This is a genomic window from Streptomyces virginiae, assembly GCF_000720455.1.
Classification (GTDB): domain Bacteria; phylum Actinomycetota; class Actinomycetes; order Streptomycetales; family Streptomycetaceae; genus Streptomyces; species Streptomyces virginiae.
On record NZ_JOAK01000023.1, the window covers coordinates 30,300 to 55,571 of the forward strand.

General features: G+C 73.2%; 25 protein-coding genes and 1 riboswitch. Of the genes, 5 read left to right on the forward strand and 20 right to left on the reverse strand.

All coding sequences use genetic code 11. From position 1 onward, the window contains the following. Positions 1-10 precede the first annotated feature (10 nt). From IG86_RS0128205 to IG86_RS0128240, 8 genes are all read right to left on the reverse strand, one after another. Positions 11-751: a hypothetical protein gene (locus IG86_RS0128205; protein ID WP_030900581.1), complete on the reverse strand. Its 741-nt coding sequence runs from the start codon at positions 749-751 to the stop codon at positions 11-13. 117 nt (positions 752-868) lie between these two features. Then, the gene (locus IG86_RS0128210) at positions 869-1,474 is read right to left on the reverse strand and encodes a hypothetical protein (protein ID WP_030827875.1); all 606 of its coding nucleotides are present in this window, start codon (positions 1,472-1,474) and stop codon (positions 869-871) included. Positions 1,475-1,778: 304 nt separating this feature from the next. Further along, positions 1,779-2,765 carry an ABC transporter substrate-binding protein gene (locus IG86_RS0128215; RefSeq protein WP_030900585.1) on the reverse strand — a complete coding sequence of 329 codons (987 nt, stop codon included), beginning with the start codon at positions 2,763-2,765 and terminating at the stop codon, positions 1,779-1,781. 1 nt (position 2,766) lies between these two features. Beyond that, a complete protein-coding gene (locus IG86_RS0128220) occupies positions 2,767-4,839 on the reverse strand; it encodes an ABC transporter permease (RefSeq protein ID WP_078906063.1) in 2,073 nt (690 codons plus the stop codon). Between the two features lie 52 nt (positions 4,840-4,891). Next, positions 4,892-5,989 (reverse strand): quaternary amine ABC transporter ATP-binding protein, encoded by a 1,098-nt coding sequence (locus tag IG86_RS0128225; protein ID WP_030827884.1) that lies wholly within the window; start codon positions 5,987-5,989, stop codon positions 4,892-4,894. Beyond that, positions 5,986-7,584, reverse strand: a complete 1,599-nt coding sequence (locus tag IG86_RS0128230) for a GMC family oxidoreductase (protein WP_045936734.1) — start codon at positions 7,582-7,584, stop codon at positions 5,986-5,988. Before IG86_RS0128230 ends, IG86_RS0128225 begins: the two co-directional genes overlap by 4 nt. A 14-nt stretch (positions 7,585-7,598) precedes the next feature. After that, positions 7,599-9,083, reverse strand: coding sequence for an aldehyde dehydrogenase family protein (locus tag IG86_RS0128235; protein ID WP_030900593.1), 1,485 nt, complete (start codon positions 9,081-9,083; stop codon positions 7,599-7,601). Positions 9,084-9,352: 269 nt separating this feature from the next. Next, positions 9,353-10,717, reverse strand: coding sequence for an NAD(P)/FAD-dependent oxidoreductase (locus IG86_RS0128240; RefSeq protein WP_078906064.1), 1,365 nt, complete (start codon positions 10,715-10,717; stop codon positions 9,353-9,355). 129 nt (positions 10,718-10,846) lie between these two features. On the opposite strand from IG86_RS0128240, the gene IG86_RS0128245 reads away from it, so the two are divergent. Continuing rightward, positions 10,847-11,392, forward strand: coding sequence for a hypothetical protein (locus IG86_RS0128245; RefSeq protein ID WP_107056293.1), 546 nt, complete (start codon positions 10,847-10,849; stop codon positions 11,390-11,392). Between the two features lie 34 nt (positions 11,393-11,426). Here IG86_RS0128245 and IG86_RS39180 read toward each other — a convergent pair whose 3' ends face one another. Next, entirely contained in the window at positions 11,427-12,185 is a 759-nt protein-coding gene (locus tag IG86_RS39180; protein WP_157854917.1) for a hypothetical protein, read from the reverse strand. A 27-nt stretch (positions 12,186-12,212) separates the two neighbouring features. Continuing rightward, the gene (locus IG86_RS0128255; protein ID WP_051785467.1) at positions 12,213-12,506 is read right to left on the reverse strand and encodes a WhiB family transcriptional regulator; all 294 of its coding nucleotides are present in this window, start codon (positions 12,504-12,506) and stop codon (positions 12,213-12,215) included. 329 nt (positions 12,507-12,835) lie between these two features. Between IG86_RS0128255 and IG86_RS0128260 the strand changes: the two genes are divergently transcribed. Next, positions 12,836-13,438, forward strand: a complete 603-nt coding sequence (locus IG86_RS0128260) for a DUF4328 domain-containing protein (protein ID WP_051785469.1) — start codon at positions 12,836-12,838, stop codon at positions 13,436-13,438. Between the two features lie 8 nt (positions 13,439-13,446). Here IG86_RS0128260 and IG86_RS0128265 read toward each other — a convergent pair whose 3' ends face one another. The 3 genes from IG86_RS0128265 to IG86_RS0128275 all read right to left on the reverse strand — a co-directional run bounded on the left by IG86_RS0128265 (position 13,447) and on the right by IG86_RS0128275 (position 15,655). Further along, positions 13,447-13,899: a hypothetical protein gene (locus IG86_RS0128265; protein ID WP_157854918.1), complete on the reverse strand. Its 453-nt coding sequence runs from the start codon at positions 13,897-13,899 to the stop codon at positions 13,447-13,449. Then, positions 13,892-14,359 carry an Ohr family peroxiredoxin gene (locus IG86_RS0128270; RefSeq protein WP_045936735.1) on the reverse strand — a complete coding sequence of 156 codons (468 nt, stop codon included), beginning with the start codon at positions 14,357-14,359 and terminating at the stop codon, positions 13,892-13,894. Before IG86_RS0128270 ends, IG86_RS0128265 begins: the two co-directional genes overlap by 8 nt. A gap of 75 nt (positions 14,360-14,434) precedes the next feature. Next, a riboswitch (guanidine-III (ykkC-III) riboswitch) is annotated at positions 14,435-14,497 on the reverse strand. 123 nt (positions 14,498-14,620) lie between these two features. Further along, complete coding sequence (locus IG86_RS0128275) at positions 14,621-15,655, reverse strand: AraC family transcriptional regulator (protein WP_030900606.1); 1,035 nt, start codon at positions 15,653-15,655, stop codon at positions 14,621-14,623. 415 nt (positions 15,656-16,070) lie between these two features. On the opposite strand from IG86_RS0128275, the gene IG86_RS39185 reads away from it, so the two are divergent. From IG86_RS39185 to IG86_RS0128290, 3 genes are all read left to right on the forward strand, one after another. Continuing rightward, positions 16,071-16,670: a DJ-1/PfpI family protein gene (locus IG86_RS39185; protein ID WP_244306122.1), complete on the forward strand. Its 600-nt coding sequence runs from the start codon at positions 16,071-16,073 to the stop codon at positions 16,668-16,670. 85 nt (positions 16,671-16,755) lie between these two features. Next, the gene (locus IG86_RS0128285) at positions 16,756-18,897 is read left to right on the forward strand and encodes an amidohydrolase family protein (protein WP_244306125.1); all 2,142 of its coding nucleotides are present in this window, start codon (positions 16,756-16,758) and stop codon (positions 18,895-18,897) included. Between the two features lie 159 nt (positions 18,898-19,056). Continuing rightward, complete coding sequence (locus tag IG86_RS0128290; protein WP_030900611.1) at positions 19,057-19,404, forward strand: GYD domain-containing protein; 348 nt, start codon at positions 19,057-19,059, stop codon at positions 19,402-19,404. A gap of 15 nt (positions 19,405-19,419) precedes the next feature. On the opposite strand, the gene IG86_RS0128295 is transcribed toward IG86_RS0128290, so the two are convergent. From IG86_RS0128295 to IG86_RS0128325, 7 genes are all read right to left on the reverse strand, one after another. Further along, positions 19,420-19,992, reverse strand: a complete 573-nt coding sequence (locus IG86_RS0128295; RefSeq protein ID WP_030827923.1) for a TetR/AcrR family transcriptional regulator — start codon at positions 19,990-19,992, stop codon at positions 19,420-19,422. A 59-nt stretch (positions 19,993-20,051) separates the two neighbouring features. Further along, the gene (locus IG86_RS0128300) at positions 20,052-20,921 is read right to left on the reverse strand and encodes an NmrA family NAD(P)-binding protein (protein ID WP_030900614.1); all 870 of its coding nucleotides are present in this window, start codon (positions 20,919-20,921) and stop codon (positions 20,052-20,054) included. After that, positions 20,918-21,343, reverse strand: a complete 426-nt coding sequence (locus tag IG86_RS0128305; protein ID WP_030900617.1) for a nuclear transport factor 2 family protein — start codon at positions 21,341-21,343, stop codon at positions 20,918-20,920. Before IG86_RS0128305 ends, IG86_RS0128300 begins: the two co-directional genes overlap by 4 nt. A 242-nt stretch (positions 21,344-21,585) precedes the next feature. Further along, positions 21,586-21,951, reverse strand: a complete 366-nt coding sequence (locus IG86_RS0128310) for a hypothetical protein (protein WP_107091928.1) — start codon at positions 21,949-21,951, stop codon at positions 21,586-21,588. A gap of 147 nt (positions 21,952-22,098) precedes the next feature. After that, positions 22,099-22,911, reverse strand: coding sequence for a hypothetical protein (locus IG86_RS0128315; protein WP_030900630.1), 813 nt, complete (start codon positions 22,909-22,911; stop codon positions 22,099-22,101). Positions 22,912-23,024: 113 nt separating this feature from the next. Further along, entirely contained in the window at positions 23,025-23,552 is a 528-nt protein-coding gene (locus tag IG86_RS0128320) for a GtrA family protein (protein WP_030827938.1), read from the reverse strand. A gap of 209 nt (positions 23,553-23,761) precedes the next feature. Beyond that, positions 23,762-25,240: an RNB domain-containing ribonuclease gene (locus tag IG86_RS0128325; RefSeq protein ID WP_030900633.1), complete on the reverse strand. Its 1,479-nt coding sequence runs from the start codon at positions 25,238-25,240 to the stop codon at positions 23,762-23,764. Between the last annotated feature and the right edge of the window lie 32 nt (positions 25,241-25,272).

Consider the following 25,272-nt stretch of genomic DNA (forward strand, 5'->3'; position numbering starts at 1 on the left):
CCTGAGGCGGTCAGGCGGGAGCGTTCCAGGCGGTGGTGAGCCCGTCCAGCCACGCGGGCGGCAGCTCCACGGCGTCCCACTCCTCGCGCAGCTCCCGCGGTGCGGCGGCGAGCCGCTCCAGCACGGCGATGCTCGTGGCGGAGTGCAGGAGCGAGTAGCGGCCGTGCATCGTGATGGCGCTGTCCGGGCCGTAGCCGGCGAACATGCGCTCCAGCCGGGCCCGGTGGTCCGCGGCGAACTCCGTCAGCCGCCCGGCGTATCCGGCCCGCTGCCGGGGGCTCATCGTGCCGAGGACGGCGGCGAGGACCTCGTCCGTCACCTCCGGATCCAGCTCCGACACCGCGGTGAACGACAGGTACAGGGGCGTGACCGCCACCCGTGCCCGCTCCACCTCCATGCGCCGGGCCCGGGGCCGCTCCCCCGCCGCGCCCTGCTCCCCCTCCACACCGACGGCCCGTACCAGGGTCCGCTCCGCGACGGCGCCGAGCTCCTCCAGGACGTCGCGGGCGCCGTCGAGCCGGCCCGACTCGTACGCCTCTCCCTTGTCCCCCGGGATGCTCCGGGGGCGGCCGGCGTCTGCGCTCAGCTCCTCGTGCGCGAGTGCCAGGGCGCCCGCTTCCAGGAGCCCGATCAGTTGCCGCGCGTCATCGGACGGGACCCCAGCCCGCGCAAGGAGCTGCAGCAGTGTCGCCCTCGCGTTCTCGACGCTGACCTCGTCCGGCCACTGCCGCCCCCCGTCGGCCACGCTCATCAGATCCTCCTCATCACAGCGATCAAGGGCACCGTAGGCCTTGATCCTTCCAGACCGCCGCCGGCACTGCCGAGCGGTGTGCGCGCGGCCCGGCCGGGCGCGGGCCGGCTCCGGCCGTCAGGGCCGCAGGCCGGCTCGCCTGAGTGCGATCTCGGACAGGGCGGAGATGGCCTGCGGGTCGCCGCGCCGCCAGGCGTCCGCGAGGCCGCCGGGCGGGGCGGGGATCGCGGAGAGGTCGCCCGGGGGCCCGGTGAGGGCGCGCAGAGCGAGCAGATCGGCGCCGCCGGGGGCGGTGAGCAGACCCCGGATGCGGGCGCTGCGGCGGATCCAGCGCAGGCGGAGGGGCAGCCACAGCAGGAGCACGCAGGCCACGGGGACGACGATCAGCGCGAGCGTGACCAGGAACGCCACCTGGCCGACGATGTCCTGGAGCGACTGCCCGGCGTCGGCGAGCCCGGTGCCGGCGTCGGCCGCGGACCGGAAGGGCGTCTTCAGGAGGTCGCCGACGAGCGGAACCCGTGAGGCCGTCTCTCCCGCGTCGTCGAGGGCGGCGGCCAGGCTGTCGCCGGAACTCTCCACCTTCCGTCCGGGCTCGGCCAGCAGCATGATCGCGTCGTGGACGGCCAGGGCGAACGTCACCGCGGCGGCGATCAGGAGCACCGCGATCAGGTCCGCGAGGATCTGGCGGTTGCGCCGCGCGGGGGTCTGGGCGTAGAGAAGCAACGACTGCTCCTGTTCCGGTCATGGCATCGGGAGACCCGGCCCAGCCGGCGACGAGGCCCGGCCGGTCCCCCGACCGTACGCCGGACCCGGCCCCCACCCGGGCGTCCACGGGCCCACGTCCACGAGACGATGCCGAGTTGGCGCAGCGGCCCGCCCCCGGCCGTCGGGTCTGCGCAAGCCCTTCCCGCCGGCAGTCGGCGCCGCGACACGCGGCGCTCGTGTTCGGCGGTTCCGCCCGCCGCGTCGGGCGGTCCGGCGCCCGTGCCCTCCCCCGGAGGGGAGGGCACGGGGAGGTGGGCGGTCGTCAGGTCAGCCAGGGCTTCCAGACGTTCTCGTTGCGTTCCACCCACTTCTTCGCCGCCTGCTGCGGGGACAGTTTCTCCTCGGCGATCATCAGCGAGACCTCGTTCTGCTGCGCCTTCGTCCAGTGGAACTTCTTCAGGAACTCGGCCGCCTCTCCGCCCGACCGGGCGAAGCGCGCGTTGAGGTACTTCTGCAGCGGTGTGTGCGGGTAGGCGCAGGCCACCTTCTCCGGGTCGTCAGCGCAGCCCTCGGTGTACTCCGGCAGCTTCACCTCGGTCATCGGGACGCGCTCGAACAGCCACTGCGGCTCGTACCAGTACGTCAGGAACGGCTTGCGCTCCTTGGCGAACTGCTTGATCTGGGTGATCTGGGCGGCCTCGGAGCCGGCGAAGACCACTTCGTAGTCCAGGCCCAGGTTCTTCACCAGCGCCTTGTCGTTCGTGACGTAGGACGGCGAGCCGTCCATCAGCTGGCCCTTGCCACGGCTCTCCGGTGTGCGCAGCTGGTCGGCGTACTTGTCGAGGTTCTTCCAGTCGGTGACGTCGGGGTGCGCCTCCGCGAAGTACGTGGGGACGAACCAGCCGATGTGGCCCGTCACCCCCAGGTCCCCGCCCCGCGTGATGGTCTTCTTGCCCTCCACGTACCGCTTCTCCTGCTCGGGGTGGCCCCAGTCCTCCAGGATGGCGTCGACGCGCCCCTGGCTGAGGGCGTCCCAGGCGGGCACCTCGTCGACCTGGACGGTGTCCACGCGGTAGCCCAGCTCGTGTTCGAGGAGGTAGGAGGCGACGGCGGTGTTCGCCTGGGCGCCGACCCACGACTGGACGGAGAGGGTGACGGTCTTCGCGCCCTCGGCGGCGGCGTACGGCGAGGCCTGGCGGGTCATGTCGGCGGCCCCGCAGCCGGTGAGGACGGCGAGTCCGGTGGCGGCGGCGAGGACGGCCGCGCCGCGCGGGCGGCGCAGGGTGCGCCGGTGGTCGGTGTCGCGCATGTCAGGCCTCCTTCGCGGGCTGGGTGACACGGTCGAGGAGCAGTCCGAGGCAGACGATCGCGGCGCCGGCCACCAGGCCGGTGGCGAGGTCGCCCTGTGCGAGTCCGAGGACGACGTCGTAGCCGAGCGCACCGCCGCCGACGAGGCCGCCGATGATGACGACGGCGAGGACCAGGACGACGGCCTGGTTGACGGCGAGCAGCAGCGCGGGCCGGGCGAGCGGCAGCTGGACCTGGCGCAGCAGCTGTGCGCGGGTCGCGCCGAGCGAGCGGGCCGATTCCACGACGGTCGGGTCGACCTCGCGCAGGCCCTGGACGGTGATCCGGACGACGGCGGGCAGCGCGTACACGATCGCGGCCGCGGCGGCCGGGGCGCGGCCGACGCCGAACAGCGCGACGACGGGGATGAGGTAGACGAACTGCGGCAGGGTCTGGCAGATGTCGAGGACGGGCCGCAGCATCCGCTCGGCCCGGGCGCTGCGGGCGGCTCCCACGGCGATGGCGAAGCCGAGTACGAGCGTGACGGCCACCGCGGCCAGGACCTGGGACAGGGTGTCCAGGGAGGTTTCCCACACTCCGAGCACCCCGACGGCGCCGAGGGCGAGGACCGCGGTGAGGGCGGTGCGCCAGGTGCCGGCGAGCAGGGCGAGCGCGCAGGCCGTGAGCAGGAGCAGCCACCACGGGGCTGCCTGGAGCCCGCTGCGCAGCGGGTCGAGGATCCAGCCGGTGAAGCGGGCGGCCCAGTCGGCGGTGCCGCCGACGACGGGTACGCCGGAGTAGAGGTGGTCGGTCATCCAGGCGACGGCGGAGTTCACCGGATCGGCCAGGGAGACGGTCCAGGACTCGGGCCATACGGAGGTGCCGGCCATCCGGCCGACGACGGCGACGGCGACCGCCGCGAGGAGCGTGAGCAGGCGGCCGTACCAGCCGGAGAACACCCGCCGCAGCAGGTGCTGTTCGCCCAGGGGTACGGGGTCGGCGCCGAGCCGGCGGCCCGCGGCGTCGGCGGTGCGGTCGAGCACCACGGCGAGGAGCACGATCGGGATGCCGGCGGCGAGGGCGGCGCCGACGTCCACGGAGGCGAGGGCCTGGTAGACGCGGTCGCCGAGGCCGCCCGCGCCGATCACGGAGGCGATGACGGCCATGGACAGGCCCGTCATGATGGCCTGGTTGACGCCCAGCAGGAGTTGGCGGCGCGCGAGCGGAAGGCGCGCGGTGAGCAGCCGCTGACGGCCGGTGGCGCCGAGCGAGGCGGCGGCTTCCATGACCCCGGCATCGGCCTCGCGCAGGCCGAGGGCGGTGAGGCGGGCCATGGGCGGGGCCGCGTAGACCACGGTGGCCAGGACGGCGGCGGGCACGCCGATGCCGAAGACCAGCACCATCGGCAGCAGGTACGCGAAGGCCGGCAGGATCTGCATGGTGTCGAGTACGGGGCGCAGTACGCGGTCGGCGCGCGGGGACAGCCCCGCGGCAAGGCCCAGCAGGGCGCCGAGTACGACGGAAGCGGCGACGGCGACGACCATCAGCGCGAGGGTCTGCATCGTCGGCACCCACATGCCGAGCAGGCCGCAGGCCGCGAAGGCGGCGGCGCAGGTCGCGGCGAGCCGGATGCCGGCGAGGCGCCAGGCGACCAGGGCGGCCAGGGCGGTGACCCCGGTCCAGCCTGCTGCCAGGAGGAGCACGTACACGGCGCGGACGGCCACCACGACGGCGTTGCTGACGTGGCCGAAGAGGTAGAGGAACAGCGGGTGGCTGTCGCGGTGGTCGATGATCCAGTCGCCGGCGCGGCCGAGCGGTCCGGAGAGGTCCACGGCCAGTGCCGCGGGCCAGCTGCCCGCGCCCGGGAAGGCCGTGGCGAGGGGGATCAGCAGGGCGACCGCGATGCCCATCGGGAGGAGGAACGCGCGGCCCGCGGCCAGGCCGCGCAGGCCTCTGCGGGGGCGGTCCTGCGGAGCGGACGCGGTGTGGGAGGTCGCCCGGCCGCCGGGCCGTGCGGCTCCGGAGGGGGCGGCGGCCCGGGAACCCGGTATGCGGGCCGGGGTACGGGCTTTCGAGTGGGTCGGGGTCGCGGTCATGCGCACCACCTCCGTGTGACGGGGACGGGGAGCGCGGGACGGGCGGGGCAGGTCACGCCGCCACCCCCCGTCCGGTGGGGGCCGGGAGCCCGGCCACCACGGCGAGCAGACCGGCGTCGTCGACGACGCCCAGGCAGCGGCCTCCGTCGACGACGCGGGCCGGTCCGCCGCTGACGGCGACGGCCTGGATGGCATCGACGACGGTGGTGGCGGGGGCCAGCGCGGGACCCTGTTCGGCCTCGCCGGCGGTGGCGGCGCGCATCGCGGTGCGGACGGTGAGCACCTGTTCGCGCGGGACGTCGCGGACGAAGTCCCGTACGTAGTCGTCGGCCGGCGAGCCGACGATCTCCTCGGGCGTGCCCAGCTGGACGATGCGGCCGTCGCGCATCAGCGCGATCCGGTCCCCCAGGCGCAGGGCCTCGGCCAGGTCGTGGGTGATGAAGACCATGGTGCGGCCCTCCTCGTGGTGGAGCCGGGCGACCTCCTCCTGCATCTCGCGCCGGATGAGGGGGTCGAGGGCGCTGAACGGCTCGTCGAACAGGAGCACTTCGGGGTCGGCGGCGAGGGCGCGGGCCAGGCCGACGCGCTGCTGCTGGCCGCCCGAGAGCTGGCCGGGCCTGCGGTGCTCCAGTCCGTCCAGGCCGACCTTGGCGACGAGTTCGGCGGCCTTGTCCCGGCGGTCGCCGCGGCCGACGCCCTGGATCTCCAGTCCGTACGCCACGTTGTCGAGGACGGTGCGGTGCGGGAGCAGGCCGAAGTGTTGGAAGACCATGGCGGCCCGGTGGCGGCGCAGGTCGCGCAGCCGGGTGGCGTCCATGGCCAGGACGTCCTCGCCGTCGATCGCCAGGCTTCCGGCGGTCGGCTCGATCAGCCGGGTGAGGCAGCGTACGAGGGTGGACTTGCCGGATCCCGAGAGACCCATCACGACGAAGACCTCGCCCTTGCGGACGTCGAAGGTGACGTCGCGGACGGCCGCGGTGCAGCCGGTGCGCTCGCGCAGTTCGGCGGCGGACAGGTCGGCGTCGGCGGAGCCGGGGACCTTGGCGGCGGCCTTGTCGGGGCCGAAGACCTTCCAGAGGCCGTTCACGGAGAAGACGGACGGCGCGTCGGAGTCGGCGGGCGCCGGGGCGGCGGCGGGGGTGGTGTTCATCGGGTACCACCGTCCCGGGTGAGGAGTTCGGCTGCCTTTTCGCCGACCATGAGCACTCCGATCATCGGGTTGACCGCGGGCATCGTCGGGAAGACGGATGCGTCCGCGATGCGGATGCCTTCGAGTCCGCGGATCTTCAGGTCCGGGCCGACGACGGCCCCGGGGTCGTCGGCGGCGCCCATCCGGCAGGTGCCGGCCGGGTGGTAGACGGTGTGCGCGACGGAGCGGGCGTAGGCGCTCAGCTCCTCGTCACCGGTGATCTCCGGACCGGGGCAGACCTCGCGCCCGAGCCAGCCGGCGAGGGGCTCGGTCGCGGCGATCTTGCGGGCGAGCTTGATGCCGTCCACCAGGGTCCTGGCGTCGTAGTCGTCCTCGTCCGTGAAGTAGCGGAAGTCCAGGGCCGGCTTGACCTCGGGGTCCGCGCTGGTCAGGTAGAGGCGGCCGCGGCTGCGCGGCTTGGGGATGTTGGGGGTCATCGACACTCCGTGCGCGGGGCGTTCGTAGCCGAGGCGCTCGGGGTTGTCGGTGAAGGGGACCTGGTAGAAGTGGAACATCAGGTCGGGTCCCGCGGATTCGGGGTCGCGCCGGACGAAGAGGCCCGCGTCGCTGTCCATCGCGGAGTTCTCCGGTATCGGGCCGTCGGTCTCCCAGACGATCACCGACTCGGGGTGGTCGAGGAGGTTCTCCCCGACGCCGGGCAGGTCGTGAACCGGCGGGATGCCGAGGGCTTCCAGGTCCGCGCGCGGGCCGATGCCCGAGTGCAGCAGGAGCCGCGGGGTGTCCACGGCGCCGGCGCACACGAGCACCTCGCGACGTGCGGTGATGAGGGACTCCGTACCGTCGGCGGCGCGTACGCGGACTCCGCGCGCCCGGGTGCCGTCGAGTTCGAGGCGGTGGGCCCAGGTCTCCAGGAGGATCCGGAGGTTGGGGCGCTCGTCCATGACGGGATGGAGGTAGGCCACCGACGCGGAGGAACGCTTGTTGTCCTCGGGGTGGTAGGCGAGGTCGAAGAAGCCGGCGCCCTCGTGGAAGGGCTTGCGGTTGAAGCCCTCGACGCGCGGGACGCCCAGGGCGTTCTGCGCGGAGTCGACGAAGTCGCGCGCGATGGCGTTGCGGTCCTTCTCGGCCACCGGAACGATGTTGTTGAGGAGCTTGTCGAAGTAGGGGTCCATGGCGGACGCGTGCCAGCCCTCGGCCCCCGCCCGCTCCCACTCGTCCCAGTCGGACGGCAGCGGCTTGAAGGAGATCAGGGTGTTGTGCGAGGAGCAGCCGCCGAGGACGCGGGCGCGGCTGTGGCGGATGTGCGAATTGCCGCGGGGCTGCTCGGTGGTGGGGTAGTCGTAGTCGAGTTCGCCGCCGAGCAGCCCCATCCAGCGGCGCAGGGTGAGCACGTCGGGGCGGTCGACGTCGCTGGGGCCGCCCTCGATGACGGCGACGGTGACGTCCGGGTCCTCGGTCAGGCGGGAGGCGATCACCGAGCCGGCGGTGCCCCCGCCGACGACGACGTAGTCGTAGCGGTACTCGTGCACGGACTCGTGCTCGTGGGCTGACTCGTGCTCGTCAGCGGGCGTGGGGATGTGCGTGGGGGTGGTCATGCTCTGCTCCTCCTTCAGCCCGCGAACCAGCGCACGGGGCGCGGGGCGAGGTTCTGGTACACGTGCTTGGTCTCGCGGTACTCGGCCAGGCCCGACGGGCCCAGTTCGCGCCCGGTCCCGGACTTCCCGAAGCCGCCCCACTCCGCCTGCGGGAGGTAGGGGTGGAAGTCGTTGATCCAGACGGTGCCGTGGCGCAGCCGGCCCGCCACGCGGCGGCCGCGTCCGGCGTCGGAGGTCCACACGGCGCCGGCGAGGCCGTACTCGGTGTCGTTGGCGAGCGCGACGGCCTCGGCCTCGGTACGGAAGGTCTCGACGGTCAGGACGGGCCCGAAGACCTCTTCCCGTACGACGCGCATCCCCCGGTGGCAGCCGTCCAGCACGGTCGGGCGGTAGAAGTAGCCGGGCTCGTCGGGCCGTACGCCGCCGGAGCGGAGTACGGCTCCCTCGGCGAGGGCGGAGGCCACGTACTCCTCGGTGCGTTCGCGCTGGGCGGCGGACACCAGCGGCCCGCACTCCACGCCGGGGTCCGTTCCGCGGCCCAGGCGGATGCGGTCCGCCCGGCGGGCGAGTTCGGCGACGAAGCGCTCGGCGACGCTCTCCTCGACGATGAGCCGGGAGCCCGCGGAGCAGACCTGGCCGCTGTGCATGAAGGCGGCGTTGAGCGCCTGGTCGACGGCGGTGTCGAAGCCCTCCTGGGTGGCGCAGGCGTCGGCGAAGACGACGTTGGGGTTCTTGCCGCCGAGTTCGAGGGCGACCTTCTTGACGGAGTCGGCGGCCGCGCGCATCACCTTCGTACCGCTGGTGAGACCCCCGGTGAAGGAGACGAGGTCGACGTCGGGGTGGGCCGCGAGGCGCGCTCCGACGGGATCGCCGGCGCCGGTGACCAGGTTCGCCACGCCGGCCGGCAGACCGGCCTCCACCAGTAGCCCGACGAGGGCCGCCGTGGACAGCGGGGTGATCTCGCTGGGCTTGATCACGAAGGTGTTGCCGGCGGCGAGGGCGGGGGCGATCTTCCAGGAGGCCTGGAGGAGCGGGTAGTTCCAGGGGGTGATCAGGGCGCAGACCCCGACGGGTTCGTGGACGACGACGCTGTGGACGTCGGGGGTGCCGGCATCGATCACGCGGCCCGCGCTCTCGCCGGAGACGAGGTCGGCGAAGTAGAGGAAGGCGTCGGCGACGCAGTCCACGTCCACGCGGCCCTCTTCCAGCGTCTTGCCCGCGTCGCGGCTCTCCAGCAGCGCGAGGCGTTCGCGGTCGCGGTGCAGCAGGACGGCGGCGCGGCGCAGCAGTGCGGCCCGCTCCAGCACGGGGGTCTGGGGCCACTCCCCGCCGTCGAAGGCCGCGCGGGCCGCGCTGACGGCCGCGTCGGTGTCCGCGGTGCCGCCCTCCGCGACGACGGCGAGGACCGTGGCGTCCGCCGGGTCGAGGACCTCTCGGGTGGCTCCTGATATCGCGGAACGCCAGGTCCCGGCGATGTGGATGGTCGTCTGCTCGGACACGACGCGCTGTACCTCCGATTCCGGCACCGCGGCCTACCCGCGGTGGTGGTGCTCGGGCGCGCCTGCCCCGGTCCGCGCAGGACATGTCCCATCCGTCACTGGAAGTGACGGGAGTCACTATCCGTCGCGCTCAGGGGACTTGTGTCATATGTGGGCATATCGGACAGCATTGGGCGCGAGGAGGTCCGGGTCGCCGTCCACGCCGACGCCGTTGACGCCCCGGCCGTCGTTCGGATCAGGCCGGATCCGGGAGCGGGAGCGGAGCGCGGTCAGGACCGCGTGCGTGACAGGTGTGCCGGCGGCGGGGCGGCCGCGCGACGGTGCTTGATGTTGACGGCCGAGGCCTTGGCCACGGCCACCGGGTTCAGGAATCTCAGCGGACCGATCAGGCGGGATCCGAAGAGGTGCATGTGCCGCGCCAGCGATGCGTCACGCGCCGCCGCCGAGAACATCAGCCGCTCCACGGGGTTGAAGGGGCGGGCCTTGGCGAAGTCGGCCGCCAGGTACTGGTGTCCGCGCAGCGTGCGCCGGTGTCTGCGTTCGTACGCCATGAGGGACCCGTCGAGGTCGCCGCGGCCGGTTGCGGCCGGGGCGACGGCCTCCGCCAGCCACTGCGCGGACTCCAGGGCCCATCCGCACCCCACGCCCCACAAGGGGTCGCCGGTCAGGGCGGCATCGCCGACGAGTGCCACGCCGGGCGCCGTCGGCTTGCGGCTGTGGAGCGGGTAGTTGACGGTGCCGGTGATCTTCGTGATGCGCTCGGCGGAGTCGATGGACGGCGCCTCGGGCAGGGCGCGGACGAACGCGAGGAAGCTGCCCTCCAGGTCTTCCCGGAAGGCCGGCAGCCACTTCTTGCCGGGGAGCACCGCGATGACGGTCACTGCGTCCTCGTTGGGGAACGCGTACGCCATGTCGGGGTCGAGGAACCACGTGTGGCCGAGCCCCCCGCGCAGGGGAAGGTCGCGGAAGTGCGCGAAGTAGCCGAACCGCCCGTTCTCGTACTGCCGGCCGGGCACCCCGGCGAACTTCGCCACGGCCGAGTCCTTGCCGTCGGCGCCGACCACCAGACGGGCGCGGATCTCGCGCTCGCCCTGCGGTGTCGACGCGCGCACGCCCACCGTCCGCCCGGCTTCCCGGACCAGCCCGGCCACCTGGTGGCCGAGGAGCAGATCGACGCCCGGCGTCCGTTCGGCGAGGGACCTGATCATCGGATCGAGGGTGCTGCGGCGGATGTTGTACGCGTACGGCAGCTCGGGGCCGCCCGGCACGGCCCTCGGCTCGATCCAGCCCCAACGGGTGTACCAGCGGGCCTCGTTGCGGACGGCCCCGGCCTTCTCGATGGCGGGGACGAGGCCGAGTTCGTCCAGGACGGGGTAGGCGTTGGCCGTGATGGAGTGGGTGCACAGCACCTTGTGCGCCTCGGGGTCCGAGCGCCGTTCCAGCAGTGCGACGCGGACGCCGCGGCGGGCGAGCAGGATCGCCGCGGCACTGCCGGCGAGGCTGGCTCCGCTGACGACGACGTCGTATTCGAGTGCGCCTTCGCGGTCGTCGCCGTGTCCGGTCTCGGGTCCGGTCTCAGGTCCGCCCTCGGGTCCGTTCTCGCGTCCGTGTCCGGCGCTCTCAGGCCTGGTCATGTACCGATCGCTCCCTTCGGGGTGTGGTGCCGTTCATGGGAGTGCGCAGCGCGCCTTGCTGTCAGGCACATGACGAATTATGCAGAGCGTCGGGCACGGGAGCGGCGGTCGGCGGCGATCATGGATCTCATGCTGTCGCTGACGATGAACGATGCTGCGGCCGAGGTACTGGGAGTGCCGGCGGGCCGGGCCCTGTTCGCGCCGCCGGGCGGCCTCGCGCCGGGCCTGCGTGACCGGCTCGCCGAGGGGATACGTCGTCGAGGGCACGTACTCGCCTGGGCCGGCTCGGCGGGCAACGCCGCCGAGGCTCCGTCCCCTTTCGCGGACCTCACGGGCTGGGAGTGCGCCGAAAGCTCCCTCCATCTGGAGGACCACGTCCCCGTCGACGTCCAGATCGTGGACGGCGCCCCGGAGATCTCGCAGGACGACCAGCGAGTCCTGCTCCTCCACGGGATCGCGTTCGCCCTGGAGCTCCGGCAGCTCGTGGCCGTACTGGACCGGCCCGGGCCGGTGCGGTGCATCGTCAGCGCCAACGAGACGAACGCGACGTTCAGGTTCCACCAGGTCCGCGACGGCGAGCGGTGGAACCGTCCGGACCTCGACGGCTACCGGCTGGACAGGATGGTCGTGATCGACCTCCCACCGGCCGGCCCGCCCGGCGAACCGGCCTGCTGAAGGCGCGGGTTGAGGGCTCCGAGGACGCCCTCGGTCAGGCGGACTCCGTCCGCACGGAGGAGAAGAGCCTGCCCAGCGCGTCGCCCTGCGGTCGGGGCGCGCCGTCGGAGAACGCCGCCCGGGCGCGGTCGAGGTCGTCGCGCCGGAAGGGGCGGGGCTCCAGCGGGGCCAGCCTGATCACCAGGGGACGGGCCCCCGCGCGCTCGTACGCGGCGAGCTTGTGGTGCCCGTCGAGGAGGTGGCCGACGGAGCTCCCGGCGGTGGGGAACAGCGCGACCAGGGCCGGCAGGCCGCCCCCGGCACGGATGCGGTCGACGTAACCGCGCACCGCCCTGTGGTCGCGGGGCGGCCACGCGTCGCTGGTCACCAGCGCGAGCTCCTCGTCGGCGTACCAGCTCTGGACCTGCAGGGCGCGCGGACGGACCACTCGCAGGTCGTGCGGAGCGAGCCCGGCCGACATCACGTACCGCCCCGGGGCCAGCAGTGACAGCAGCGGGCGCAGGCACTGCGGATCCGGCGGCCCGGCCCGACCGGTCAGCGGATCGGGCACGAGGCCGGGGGCGCCGAGCCACTCGGTGAGGTACTTGACCTCCGACAGCCCGGGCCCGCCCGTTCCCGCGCGGGCGGCCAGCCAACCCAGGCTTCCGCAGCCGTCGTTGACCTCCAAGACCACCGGCTCCCCCGCGAGCAGGAGCAGGCTGCCGCCCTCGTCGCCGATCACCTCGATGACGCCGTGCCCGTCGGGCACGTCGAAACACACGGAGCGGGGAGGCTGAGGCGGCCGTCTGGTCATCCGCCGATCGTAGGGTGCGGCCCGGCGCTACTTTGCGGACACGGCCTGGGTGTTGGCCAGCAGGCGGTGGCGCTCGTCGGGGGTGAGACCGCCGCGCACACCGTGGAGGACCCGGTCGGCGAGGGCGTGGCGGCGGCACGGGAGACGGACCGGGCAGCGGTGGCAGACGGCCTTGGCGGCCTCTTCGCGCTCCCGGGCGGCCTCGGCCCGCTCGTTCGCGCCCCGCTCGAAGACCTCCCGTTCCCCGGAGCGGCACGGTCCGTCGAGCGGCGCGTCGTGTCGGGGGTCGAGGAGTACGTCGGTACGGGAGTCGTGGGTCACGCCCGGTTTCCTTCCAGCAGGGGCGGCCCGCCGTGAACCGCCTGTTCCGCTCGTATCACCGCAACCCGCGGGTCCATGCGTCGTCGGGCCGGCACCGCCGGCGGCCGGCAGCGGTCGTTACCGGCCCCGCAGGCCGTAGACCTGCGGTTTCTTTGTGGACGGGCGGGTTCTCATTGCCGTACTTTTCCTCTGCGCGCTCATCCCCGGGCGCCTGCGTACCGTGCCCGTGGGGGGTTCACACCGTCATGTCCTCGTCCCGTCCCGACGTTCTCCGCCCTCGTCCGCCGCTCGCCCATCCGGCCCCGAGTCCCGGACGTGCTCTGCTCGGAGTGCTGCACGCCGTGCTGACGGCGGCCGCGGCAGGCGACGCCGTCTCCCTGTACGCCGGTTTCCGGGCACACTCCGCGGTGGAGGGAGACGACGAGTTCGCCTACATCTCCGAGGACCGGTGGGCGGCCCTGGACACGATGTTCGCCAGGGTGGAGCAGGTCCAGCTGCTCATCGTGCTCGCGTGCGCGGCCGTCTTCATCACCTGGTTCCACCGCGTCCGGCAGCGGGCCGGCACGCTGGCGCCCACCGGGTTCCGCCGGGGGCCGGGCTGGGCGATCGGGGGCTGGTTCGTTCCGGTGGCCTGCCTCTGGTTGCCGTACCGGATCGCCAACGAGGCCTGGACGGTCGGTCTGCGGGGCGCCAAGGGCCCCTTCTGGCCGCTGAACCTCTGGTGGGCGTCGTTCGCCGGCTCGATCCTGCTGGGCCGGTACGCGAGCGTGGGCTACCGGCGGGCCGAAGACCTCGGTCCCTTCCTCGACGCGGTGACCGTGGGCATGGTGGCCGATGCACTGAGCATCGTCGCGGCGGGCGCGGCCATGTTCTTCGCCGCTCGCCTGACCCGCATGCTCGACGACGAAGGGACCCCGTCCGGCCGCCGGTGAGCCGGGACTCACAGCCGCCAGTACGTACCCGCACGGGAATCGACGTGCACCACGTGCCGGCCGACGCGGACCACGTGGTGGTCGGGGCCGGACCAGGAGCCGGTGACACCGTCCGCACCGGGCAGCGGGGTCCAGATCTCCAGGAAGGTGCCGCCGTCCGGGTTGGTGCCCCACTCGACGAGGTTCTCGCCGTCCCGGCGGAGCGTGCCGGTGTCGTCGCCGGGCTCGCCCGTGAGGTGGTGGAAGCGCACCTGGGAGCCGTCGAAGGAGGTCGTACCGGCGAAGCCGCGGCTGTCGGCGTAGTACGACCCGGCCTGCAGCCACACCACTTCGGTGCCCCGGTCCTCGACGAGCGGCCCGCCGTTGCGGCTGATCCCCCGCCGCAACCAGGCGCCGCGCTCGGGTACCGGGACGCCCCGGACCTCACCCGCCGGCTCCGGCTCAGGCCCAGGCTCAGGCACGGTCGTCGGTGGCACGGTCGCCGGTGGCCGGGTCGTCCACCGCCAGGAGCGTCAGCGGTACGTTGCCCCGTACCGCCTGCGAGTACGGGCAGACCGCGTCCGCCCGGTGCAGCAGCGGCTGGAGGTCCGCCGCCCGCCACCCCGGCAGGCTGACGGTGATGGCCACCGCGAGGCCGTAGCCCGCGGGCGTGTCCGTCGTACCGAGCTCCACCTCGCAGGCCACCCGCGCGGCGGAGGCGTCCGCCCCGAACTCGGCGGCGACTTCCGCGAACGCGGAGGTGAAGCAGGCCGCGAAACCTGCCGCGAACAGCTGCTCGGGGTTGGTGGTGCCGGGCACCTTCTTGCGCGGCGGCGCGAGACGGACGTCCAGGCGCCCGTCGTCCGTGCGTACGGATCCGGTACGTCCCCCGGCTGCGTGCGCGGTCGTCCGGTACAGGCTGCGGGTGAGTGGCACGGTCATGGCGTTCGGCCCATCTTGCTCGACGAGGACGCTGCCCGGGAGCGGACAGCGGATGGTGCCGCTGGTGCGGCACCTCGCGCGTCGTCGTGCGTAACCGGGTACGGCGCATCTCGTCCGGGGCCTGGGATCCGGCCGCCGGACAATCTAGCACCGGGCCCGGTCGGCCGGGGTCCCGCCGGGGGTGGAGTTCCTCACCCTCACCCTCCCCCGTCCCGGTCCCGTTCCGAGCCCGGTTCCGCTCCCCCGCCCGTCGCCGCTCCGTCATCCGGTCCCGTCGCGGGCCTGGGAGGCGGGCCGGTGCCGGCTGCGGTACGCGCCCGGGGGCATGCCCTCCCACCGGGTGAAGGCTCGGACCAGGGCCGTGGCGCCGCTCAGGCCGATGAGCGGGGCGATCCGGTCCAGGGGCAGGGCCGTGGTCTCCAGCAGCCGCCTGGCCCGGCCGTGGCGGGCGGTGTCGAGGAGTGCGCGCCACGAGGTGCCCTCCGCGTGCAGGGCCCTGCGCAGGGTCCGGACGCTGAGGTTGAGCTGCCGGGCGGGGCCTTCGGGGCCCGCGTCCCCGAGCGCGGCGTGCTCCAGCCACTGCCGGACGCTCTCTGCCGCGGTCGGGGCCGCCGCGGACAGCTGGTGCAGGAGGCGGTCGGCGTAGGCACGGTGCAGGCCGTTGAGCGCCGGATCGTAGAGGGGCCGGCGCCTTTCGAGGTCCTCGCCGGCGACCGTGATCGCGTTCTCCGGGGCGTCGAAGGTGACGGGGCAGCCGAAGACGCGGGCGTACGGCTCGGCCGCGCCCGCCCGGGGGTGGGCGAACGACACGGCCAGCGGCGTCCAGTCGTCGCCCGCGATCCAGCGGGCCGCCCGCACCATGCTGCTGACGACCGCTTCCACCTGCTGGGGGTGCATGGCGGGCGGGCCGACGGTCGGCCGGTAGCAGATGCGGCCGGCGGCGCCCAGGCGTCGCAGGGTCACCGTGCCCGCCTGGCTCACCAGGGGGTGGTAGCGCTCGGCTGCCCGCGCGGCGTCCGCGAGGCTGGCGCAGGTGAGGATCAGGTGGCCGAGGATGTGCAGGCCGTCGGGCCGCATGCGGTCGCCGACGAGGAGCCCGGTGTGCGGGCCGGCGTCCCGGGCTGCCAGCACCTCGTCCCACAGGGCGCGCATCTCGCCGTAGTCCAGCCGGTCCGTGGGCATGGCCCGGGAGTCGGCCCCGCCGGTTCCTGCCTCGGCCGTCGCGCTCAGGACCGCGAGGGCGTACGAGGCGTTGACGGAGGGTCCCGTGACGGTAGGGGGCTCGACGGTGGACACGGCCGTCAGTCAATGCGGACCCGCCACCCCCGTCAATAGCGTCCGCGGGACGGCCGCCCGCGGGGAGGGGCGGCGGGGTGCGGGTCCGGGGAGTCAACGCCTTGGCCGTCGGGGTCAATGACGGTGCCGCGGGCCGCTCCTAGGCTCGTCCTTCGGACACCGAGGAGGTCAGGGGGTCGGGCCCCCGGGCCGCGGAAGCGAACGTGCTGCCCTGATCACCACCGCTCAGAGGAGTACGCCGTGATTCTCTTCCTGCTCCCGGCAGGCGACTACGACCCCACCGAGGCGGCGGTGCCCTGGGCCGCCCTGCGGGACGCCGGCTTCGAGGTGCGGTTCGCGACTCCCGACGGGAAGGTCGCGCTCGCCGATCCCCGGCTCACCGACCTCGGCTTTCTCCTGGCTGTCGCCCTGGCTGATGACCCGCCGCGCCGAGCTGGCCGCCTACCGGCGCCTCACCGAGGACCCTGCCTTCCTCGCCCCTCTCGCGTACGCCGACGTCGACCCGGCCGGCATCACCGGTCTCTTCGTACCGGGCGGCCACGCCCCGCGCATGCGGACACTGCTCGAAGACGCCACCGCCCAGCAGCTGTTCGCCCGGGCCTTCACCCAGGGGCTGCCGGTGGGGGCCGTCTGCCACGGGGTGCTGCTCGCCGCCCGTGCCCAGGATCCCGCCACCGGACGCTCGGTCCTCCACGGCCGCCGCACGACGGCTCTGACGACCCTGCTGGAGCTGACGGGGTGGAACCTCACCCGGCTCTGGCTGGGGCGCTACTACCGGACGTACCGCGCCACCGTGCAGCAGGAGGTCACCGCGGCGCTCGCCGATCCGCGCCACTTCCTCGCGGGCCCGCCGCTGCCCGTGCGCGACACCGCCGCCCGGCCCGGACGCGGCTTCACCGTCACCGACGGCAACTACGTCTCGGCGCGGTGGCCCGGTGACTGCCACCGCCTCGCGGCGGACTACCTGGCCCTGGTCCGTGCCCGTTCGGCGGGAGCGGTGGACCGCCCGGTGTGACCCCCGCGACCGCGCGGGCGGCGGCGTCCGGGGCCGAGGAAGACCATCTCCGCAGTGTCGTGAACGCCTCGTGAAAGGGATGGGGATGAACCGACGAAGAGCCTTGGGACGGAGCCGGTACCTGCTGATCGGCCTGGTCCTCGCATTGGTGACGCTGGCCCTCGGGCCCGCGGCGGCCGCCGGCGCGCCCGCCGGGCCCAAGTGGTGGGAGCCCGTGGCGCGCCCGGCCCCGGACTCGCAGGTCGACGTCACCGGGGAGCCGTTCACCGGGACCGACGCGCGGGGCCGCGTGCGCGGATACGTGGACGCGCACGTCCACCTGATGTCCGACGAGGGCTTCGGAGGACGGCTGGTCTGCGGAGAGGTCTTCTCCCCGGCGGGGGTGGCCGACGCGCTGAAGGACTGCCCCGAGCACTACCCGAACGGCGTCCTCGCCCTCTTCGACATGATCACCAAGGGTGGTGACGGGCGGCACGACCCGAACGGCTGGCCGACGTTCCGCGACTGGCCGGCCCATGACTCGGCCACCCACCAGCAGACGTACTACGCCTGGGTGGAGCGGGCCTGGCGGGGCGGGCAGCGGGTCCTGGTGAACGACATGGTCACCAACGGGGTCATCTGCTCGCTGTACTTCTTCAAGGACCGCGGCTGCGACGAGATGACCGCGATCCGGCTCCAGATCCAGAAGACGTACGAACTCCAGGCCTACGTGGACGCCATGTACGGCGGCCCGGGCAAGGGCTGGTTCCGGGTCGTCACCGACCCCGAGCAGGCGCGCGAGGTCGTCCGGGAGGGCAAGCTGGCCGTCGTCCTCGGGGTGGAGACCTCCGAACCGTTCGGCTGCAAGCAGGTGCTGGACAGCGCCCGCTGCACCATGGACGACATCGACCGGGGCCTCGACGAACTGCACCGCCTGGGCGTGCGCAGCATGTTCCTGTGCCACAAGTTCGACAACGCCCTGTGCGGCGTACGGTTCGACTCGGGCACCCAGGGCATGGCCGTCAACGCGGGCCAGTTCCTGTCGACGGGCACCTTCTGGAGCACGGAGCCGTGCGCGGGGCCCGAGCACGACAATCCGATCGGCTTCGGGCTCGCCGCGGGAGCGGCCGAGCCCGCCGGGACCTCCCGGGCGGGGGCGGCGCAGGCGGGGACGACGCAGGCGGTGGAGACGGAGGCGGCGGCCGAGGCCCGGGTCCGCGGCGCCCTGCCGGAAGGCGTCGAGCTCCCGGAGTACGGCGGCGCCTCCCTCCGGGCGGCGCAGTGCAACCGCCGGGGTCTGACCGCGCTGGGCGAGTACGCGGTGCTGGGCATGACGAAGCGCGGCATGATGCTGGAGATCGACCACATGAGCGTCAAGGCGGCGAACCAGGCGCTGCGCGTGCTCGAGGCGGAGCGCTACCCGGGTGTCCTGTCCACGCACGGCTGGATGGACGAGAACTGGACCGAACGGGTCTACCGCCTGGGCGGGTTCATCACGGGCCACATGTTCGAGGCCCCCGCGTTCGCCGCCGAGGCGCGTGAACACGCCGCCCTGCGCGCCCGGTACGGCGCCGGGTACGGCATCGGCACCGACATGAACGGCTTCGCCTGGCTGCCCGGTCCGAGGGCGGCGGCCGGCGATCAGGTCCGCTATCCCTTCCGCAGTCCGGACGGCGGCTCGCTCCTCGACCGGCAGGTCACCGGCTCACGCGTGTGGGACGTCAACACGGACGGCGGCGGCGCCCACTACGGCCTCGTTCCGGACTGGATCGAGGACATCCGGGTCACCGGGGGCCAGGACGTGGTGGACGAGCTCATGCAGGGTGCCGAGGGCTATCTGCGCACGTGGGGGCGCGCCCACGGCCACACCACCCCGTACGCGCCCCTGGTGCGCGGCTACCGCCCGCACGCCGGGCACCTGGCCTCCTCACGGCCGCTGCCCGCCGGCTTCACCCCCGAGGCGGTCTGGAAGGTGCTGCGGGACCCGGCGCCGGGCACGGTCCGGCTCTACGAGTGCAGGGCGGCGAACCACTCGCTGCTGACCCCCGATCCGGGATGCGAGGGCCAGCAGCCCCTCGGCGCGGTCGGGTACGTCCACACGAAGGCGGTGCCGGGCTCGGTACCCCTCTACCGGTGCTACGTACCGTCCGTCTTCGACCACTTCGTCTCCGACCGCGCCAACTGCGAGGGGCCCTACTCGCGGGAGGGTCTGCTCGGTTACGTCATGCCGGTGGCGGCGGCGCCGTAGCGGCGGACCAGGTGCCCCCGGCTCGTGCGGCCCGGGGGCACCTCGCCGGAGTCGGCCGCCGCGGCCGTCCGGAGGCGGCCGTTCGGGGGATCCGAGGACCTGACGCGCCCCTACCCGGCCGACCGCGGGCACCTCTTCACACAACGAAAGAGGTGCACGATGCCGCTCTACCTGTCCAGGTTCAGCTACACGCCGGAGACGTGGGCACGGCTGATGAGCCGTCCCGAGGACCGTACGACGGCCGCCAGGTCCTACATCGAGTCCGTCGGCGGCAAGCTGCACGGCTTCTGGTACGCCTTCGGCACCCATGACGGATACAACCTGTGGGAGGCCCCCGACAACGTGTCCATGGCCTCGGTCGCCCTGGCGATCAGCGGGGGCGGGGCGCTCAGCTCGTTCGAGACGACCGTGCTGCTCACCATCGACGAAACACTGGACGCCCTGCGCAACGCCGAGCAGATCCGCTACCGGGCTCCCGGCACGGCAGCAGCAGGACCACCGGCCTGATCGGCAGGACTCGACCTAGCCGCCGAGGACGTTGTCGACGTGGGCGGCGAGCGCGGAGCGCAGGCCTTCGGGGGACATCCTCTGTTCGTCGATCAGGTGTGCGACGAGGTCGGCGCGGATCGTGGCCAGCAGTGCGTGGGCGGTGAAGTCCGGGTCGTGGACGCCGGGGACCCGGTCGAGCGCCGCCCGCAGCGTTTCGTGCCACCAGCCGTAGTGCTCGGCCTGGTACGGGCTGCTGAGCCCGGCGTCCTCGGCGGCCGCCATGAGGTTCCGGTTCTCGATCTTGAAGGTCAGCGAGGTGTCGAGGAGGGCCAGCACCCGCTGCCGCGGTGCGCTGCCCGTTGCCTCCTGCACCTCACGCACCGTGCGCTGCAGCGGTTCGAGGCGGGAGGTGATCACGGCGGCGATCAGGCCGGCGCGGTCGCCGAAGCGGCGGAAGAGGGTCCCCTTGCCCACGCCCGCGGCAGCGGCGATGTCGTCCATCGAGACGCTGTGGGGGCTGCTGCTGGCGGCGAAGAGGGCGTCGGCGGCCGCCAGGACGGCTTCCCGGTTGCGCTGGGCGTCGGCGCGTTCCGTTGGTCGGGCCACGTGTCCTCCTTGGTCTACGGCCTCTCCGGCCCCGGGGAATGATATTCGGCCGGGTCGTGTCAGCGGTTCGCGCCCGAGCGCAGCTCCCGTTCGACGAAGGCCCGCAGGCTGCCGGGGGGCCGGCCGGTGAGGCGCTCCACGGTGTCCGAGGTACGGTCCTCGGCCCCGTCGGCGATGGCACGGTCCATCCGGGCCAGCATCGTGGCGAACTCCATCGGTATCTCCGCCGCCCACCGGTCGCGCAGTTCCTCGAAGGTCAGCTGCCGGTGTACGACGGGCCGCCCGGTGACATCGGTGATGACCGCGGCGACGTCGGCGTAGCTCAGCGCCTGCGGCCCGGTGAGGATCAGGTCGGTGTCGGGGGCCCGTCCGTCGGTCAGGGCGCGTACGGCGACGGCGGCGATGTCCTCGGCGTCGACGAATCCGACGCGGCCGTCTCCCGCGGCCGTGAAGATGGCACCGTCCTCGCGGATGGTGCGTGCGTGGGGGGCGGGATCGGCGAAGTTCTGCATGAACCAGGAGGGCCGCAGCACGGCCCACTCCTCGAACAGGCCGGGCAGTTGTTCGTGGACCCGGCCCACCGCAGGGCCGCCCGCGGGGATCGCGGAGGAGCTGAGGAGCACCGCGCGGCGTACGCCTGCCGTGCGGGCCCGGTGGAGGAAGGGCAGCATGACGGCGGCCGGATCCGGTGAGCCGGTGGGCGGGATCAGGTAGGCGCGGTCGACGCCGTCCAGGGCTTCGGCCCAGGTCACGGGCTCGTTCCAGTCGAAGCGGACGGCCTGGGCGCCCGTGTGCGGGGTGGCGGTCCGGCCGGCCGCTTTCACGCGCCGGCCCTCGGCGAGCAGTCCGGCGGTGACGCGGCGGCCGGTGGTGCCGGTGGCCCCGATCACCAGGGTGGCGGGGGCGGTGGTGGTGGGGGTGCTCGTCATCGGTTCGCTCCGGTGAAGTCGGCGCCGGGCAGGGATGCGGCGAGCGGGTTCCAGTAGTCGCGGTAGGAGGTGATGAGGCCGTCCTCGACCGTGACCACGGCGATGTAGGTCATGTCGTAGGGGGTGTCTGTCTGCACCAGGCGGCCGACTCCGCGCATCTCGACCACGATCGTTTCGGGGACGGTGGTCTGATGGATCTTCACATCGGGGAAGTCGTGCAGGTCCACGTGGTCGGGGTAGTGGCGCATGTACTCGCCGACCGCGGCTTTGCCGTCGAGGCGCGAGGGCATGCCTTCGGGGGCGAAGGGGAATTCGAGGACGCCGTCGGTGGACCACAGGTCGACCCAGGCGGGTATGTCCTTCTCCAACAGCAGTTCCAGGCCGTGGCGGTACAGCTCCGCGGCCGTCATGGGGATCGTCATGGTCCGGGCTTCCGATCTGCTCGCACTGGGGACGGGCGCACGCCCGCCTGACAAACGGACCGCCAGTCCGCTTGATCCCGAGCGTACGAACCGCCGGTCCGTTTAGCAAGCCGTGCCCGGCCCGGCGCCCGCGTGGCGCCCACTGCGTCGCGGACGCAGGCAGGGCGAAAACGGCGAAGCCGCAGCCGGCCCGCGGGAGGGTCGGCTACGGCTTCGGCTACTGCTTCGGCTACGGCGTGGGGTCAGGAAGTCCGCTTCAGCGTCCAGGTGTTGGGGTTGAAGCTGGGGACGGCGGAGTAGCGACAGCCACTCGAGTAGTAGGTGCTGGTGATGGTCCAGCCGGCGGGCGGCCACGTGGACGCGCAGGCGTTGACCTGCGTGCCCACGGGGTAGCCTCTGAGGTCCTTGATCTGCTTCATGTTGGGCGTGAAGCCGGAGCCGCACCCGGCGCTGTTCCACCACTGGACGTCGACCCAGCCGTCCGGGGTGAGCGCGCTGGCGCACATGTTGACCGTGTCACCGGGCGCCGCCGAGGCGGGGCTCGCGGTGACGGCCAGGGCGGTGACGGCCATGGTGGCCAGTGTGACGGCGAAACGGGTGCGGATCACGAGAGGTTTCCTCCTCGGCGCACTGGGGTCGCCGCCGACCGTCGGCGGGCCGCGCCAGGCGCCGCACCATTGCTATCCGACCGGCCCAAACTCCGGAAAGTCACCTTTTGGGCATAACCCTGCGATCGTTTAGAGCCGCGGCGTCGTTCACCCGATCGGCTGCCGGGCCTCGGCGCGCACCTTGAGGGTGGCCTCGGCGAACGGGGCGAGGTCGACGGAAGCGGGCTTCTGCTGGGTCGTCTCCGGGGTGACGAATCCGACCGAGGCGCCGGTGTTCTCGTCCGCCCAGGCGCAGATCGGCAGGGAGCCCTCGGCCCCGCCCTGCTGCACGGTCAGCACCTGGCAGGAGACGGTGATGTCGGATCCGAGGGGGGTGATGTCCCTCGCGGGGACCGCCACCTTCGCGCCCTCCGCGTCCTCGGCTCCGTCGAGCATCTTCCTGCGAGCGCTCGCGGGATCCTTGAACCGGCCGTACATGCCCGAGATGACGAGTGCGCCCGTTCCCTGCGGGGACTTGGCCGTGTACTGGCCGACGGCCGGCTTCGGGTCGCGGACCTTGGAGTCGTAGGTGCCCTTCAGGGCCTCCTGACCCGCGGTGGCCGAAAGGTCCTGGTCCAGCTGGTACTTGCCGTCCAGGAGGGTCTTGGGAACGGTGAGGCGGTGGGTGGCCTCGGGGAAGCCGCCGGTGGCTCCGGTCAGCAGCTTCACTCCGAACCCGAGGACGCCGAGCGCCACCAGCGAGGCCGCCACGATCCCGATCACCATGCCCGTCCGGTTCTTGCGCTGCGGCGGGCCCATCGGAGGCTGCCCCCACGCGCCTTGGCCGGGGTGCGGCTGCGGCGGGTACGGCTGACCCGGGTAGGGCCGGCCCGGGTGGGGCTGCGCCGGGTAGGGCTGCTGGTGCGGGGGGTGCGGGGGCCCGTAGGGACCGGGGTGCTGCTGGGGCGGGGGCGTACTCATGCCCGAACGCTACGTCAGCCCGGCGTGCGGGAATCGACGAGGGGCACTGGGGGCTCCGGGTCCGCGTGGGTTCCGACGGGCCTCCGCCCCGCTCCCCCGCCACCCCGAACTCGTCAGGCGGCGCGGCAGAGTTCCGCGGGGCCCGCCGGGGCCGAGGCGCGGACCACGGTCGCGGGCAGGGTGCGGGCGCCACGAAGGGTACCCGCGGCCTGCGAGCGGTTCCGCGCGAACACGAAGAGGCGGAGCACCGCGAATCGTGCGACTCCGGCGAGTGCGGAGGCCGACAGGTAGACGACCTGCTCCAGCATCGGATCGGGCGCCGGCACCAGCCGCTGCAGGGTCAGCATCGCCACACACGTCACCGCGTACGCCGCCACCGCGGACCCGGCCGACTGCGCGTGCTGGCGCCGGCTCGCGCGCTCGCCCGCGCCGAAGGTGAAGCGGGCGTGGAGCTCGGTGGCGAGCAGCGTGGAGACCACGGTGATCAGGGCGTTGGCCAGGACCCAGGGGATCCAGGAGGCGAGGGCCCCCACGGCGAAGCTGGAGGCGAGCCCGACTCCGCCGCCGCAGAGTACGAAGCGGGCGAAGGCGGTGACGGCACCGGGCTGTGTCGCCTGCTGCCCGTTCTGCACGGTCTCCATGATCCCCACCCCTTCGACGGCCCACCCGCGAACGCGCCCGCCGACCTCTACGGCCCATGGGCGCGCCACCCATGACGCCATCATGGCGCATCAATGGCACCACGTCGAGCCATAATTGACGCCACGCCTGCGTGCATTCCATGAACGCGCAGTTCAGAAGCGGTGCCAACCCGGGCAAGTTCCTTGCGAAACCGTCCGGTGAGGGGCCGTCACCCCTCGTCCTCCACCAGGCTGAAGAGGACCCGCTTGTTCTTCTCGGGGAAGGCGGGGTCGGCCCGTCGGAGCTCGACCCGGACGCTGCTGCCGAGTTCGAGGTCGGCGGTGGTGGAGGTGACGCTGCCCAGGACGGCGGGCTCGGCCAGCTGTACCTGCCCCTCCCGCGGGTTCGGCCGGGACTCTTCCGCGTCGGTGTCGATGACCACGGCGTCGAAGGTGGCTCCCACCCGGTCCATGAGCAGCGCCGCCTCCACCAGGTCCACGGACTGCCGGTCCGCCGCACTCCCCTTCGCCTTCGCCATCGTGTCCGGCAGCTCGTCCAGGGCCGCGAGCACCCACTCCGGCGCGTCCCGGTCCGCGGTGGCTGCCACACACATTTCGCCTGCGTACCGGTCGACCAGGCGCCTCAGCGGCGCCGTGCAGTGCGTGTACGGTGCCGCGATCGCCGCGTGGACCGTCTGCGCGGGGATGCTGTCGTGGTCGCGGAAGGACCGGTAGACCGATTTCAGCAACAGGGCGCCGGCCGCCTCGTGGAGGAAGGCCGCGTGCCGGTGCTCGTGCGGATTCAGCGAGCGGATCAGCTCCGCGTACGACACGTGGTGCGGCCAGTCGATCCCGAGGCCCTGCGCGATCCGGCGCAGGCGCGTGACCTCATGCGTCGGGGCCCGCTCCTGGGTCCGCAGGATGCCGGGACCGCCGGCCAGCATCATCGTGGCCGCGGCCATGCCGGTCATGAGGGAGATCTGCTCGTTCCAGCCGTCCACGGGCAGCGCCGCCCGGTAGCTCAGCCGGAACGATCCCTCCTCCAACGTGACCTCCTGGTCCGGGAGGCTGAGCGAGATGCCGCCGCGCTCCGCCTCCACGGCCTCGCGCAGGACGCCGATGTCGCGCAGCAGGGCGACGGACTCCTCGGCCGTGCCGGAGTCGATGGCCTGCTGGACGCCCGCGTAGTCGAGCTTGGCCCTGCTGCGGACCAGGGCACGGCTCACGGACGACCTCGTCACTTCGCCGTAGGCGTCGAGGTCGTGCTCCCACAGCAGGGCGGGGACCTTCTGGTTCGGCAGCAGGCTGGCCGCGCCCTCGGAGAGGACGGGCGGGTGCAGCGGCACCTTGCCGTCGGGGAAGTACAGCGTCACGATCCGCTGGTGCGCCTCGGCGTCCAGCACGTCGCCGGCGGTGACGAAGGCGGCCACGTCGGCGATGGCGTAGTACACCCGGAACCCGCCCCCGGGCCGCCGCTCCAGGTACATGGCCTGGTCGAGGTCCTTGGAACCGGGCGGGTCGATCGTGAAGAACGGCAGGTCGGTGGCGTCCTTGTCGGGCAGCCGGGGCGAGCGGGCGGCCGCCTCGGCCGCCGCGAGCACGGGATCGGGGAAGACCGAGGCGGCCTGGAGATCGGTCCGGAGCTTCTTCAGCGCGGTGGCCAGCGCGGCCTTGGCCGCTTCGGACATGCGCATCGGGCGGCGTGGCATGCCCCGAGCGTAGGGCGGCGGGCGCACCCCGG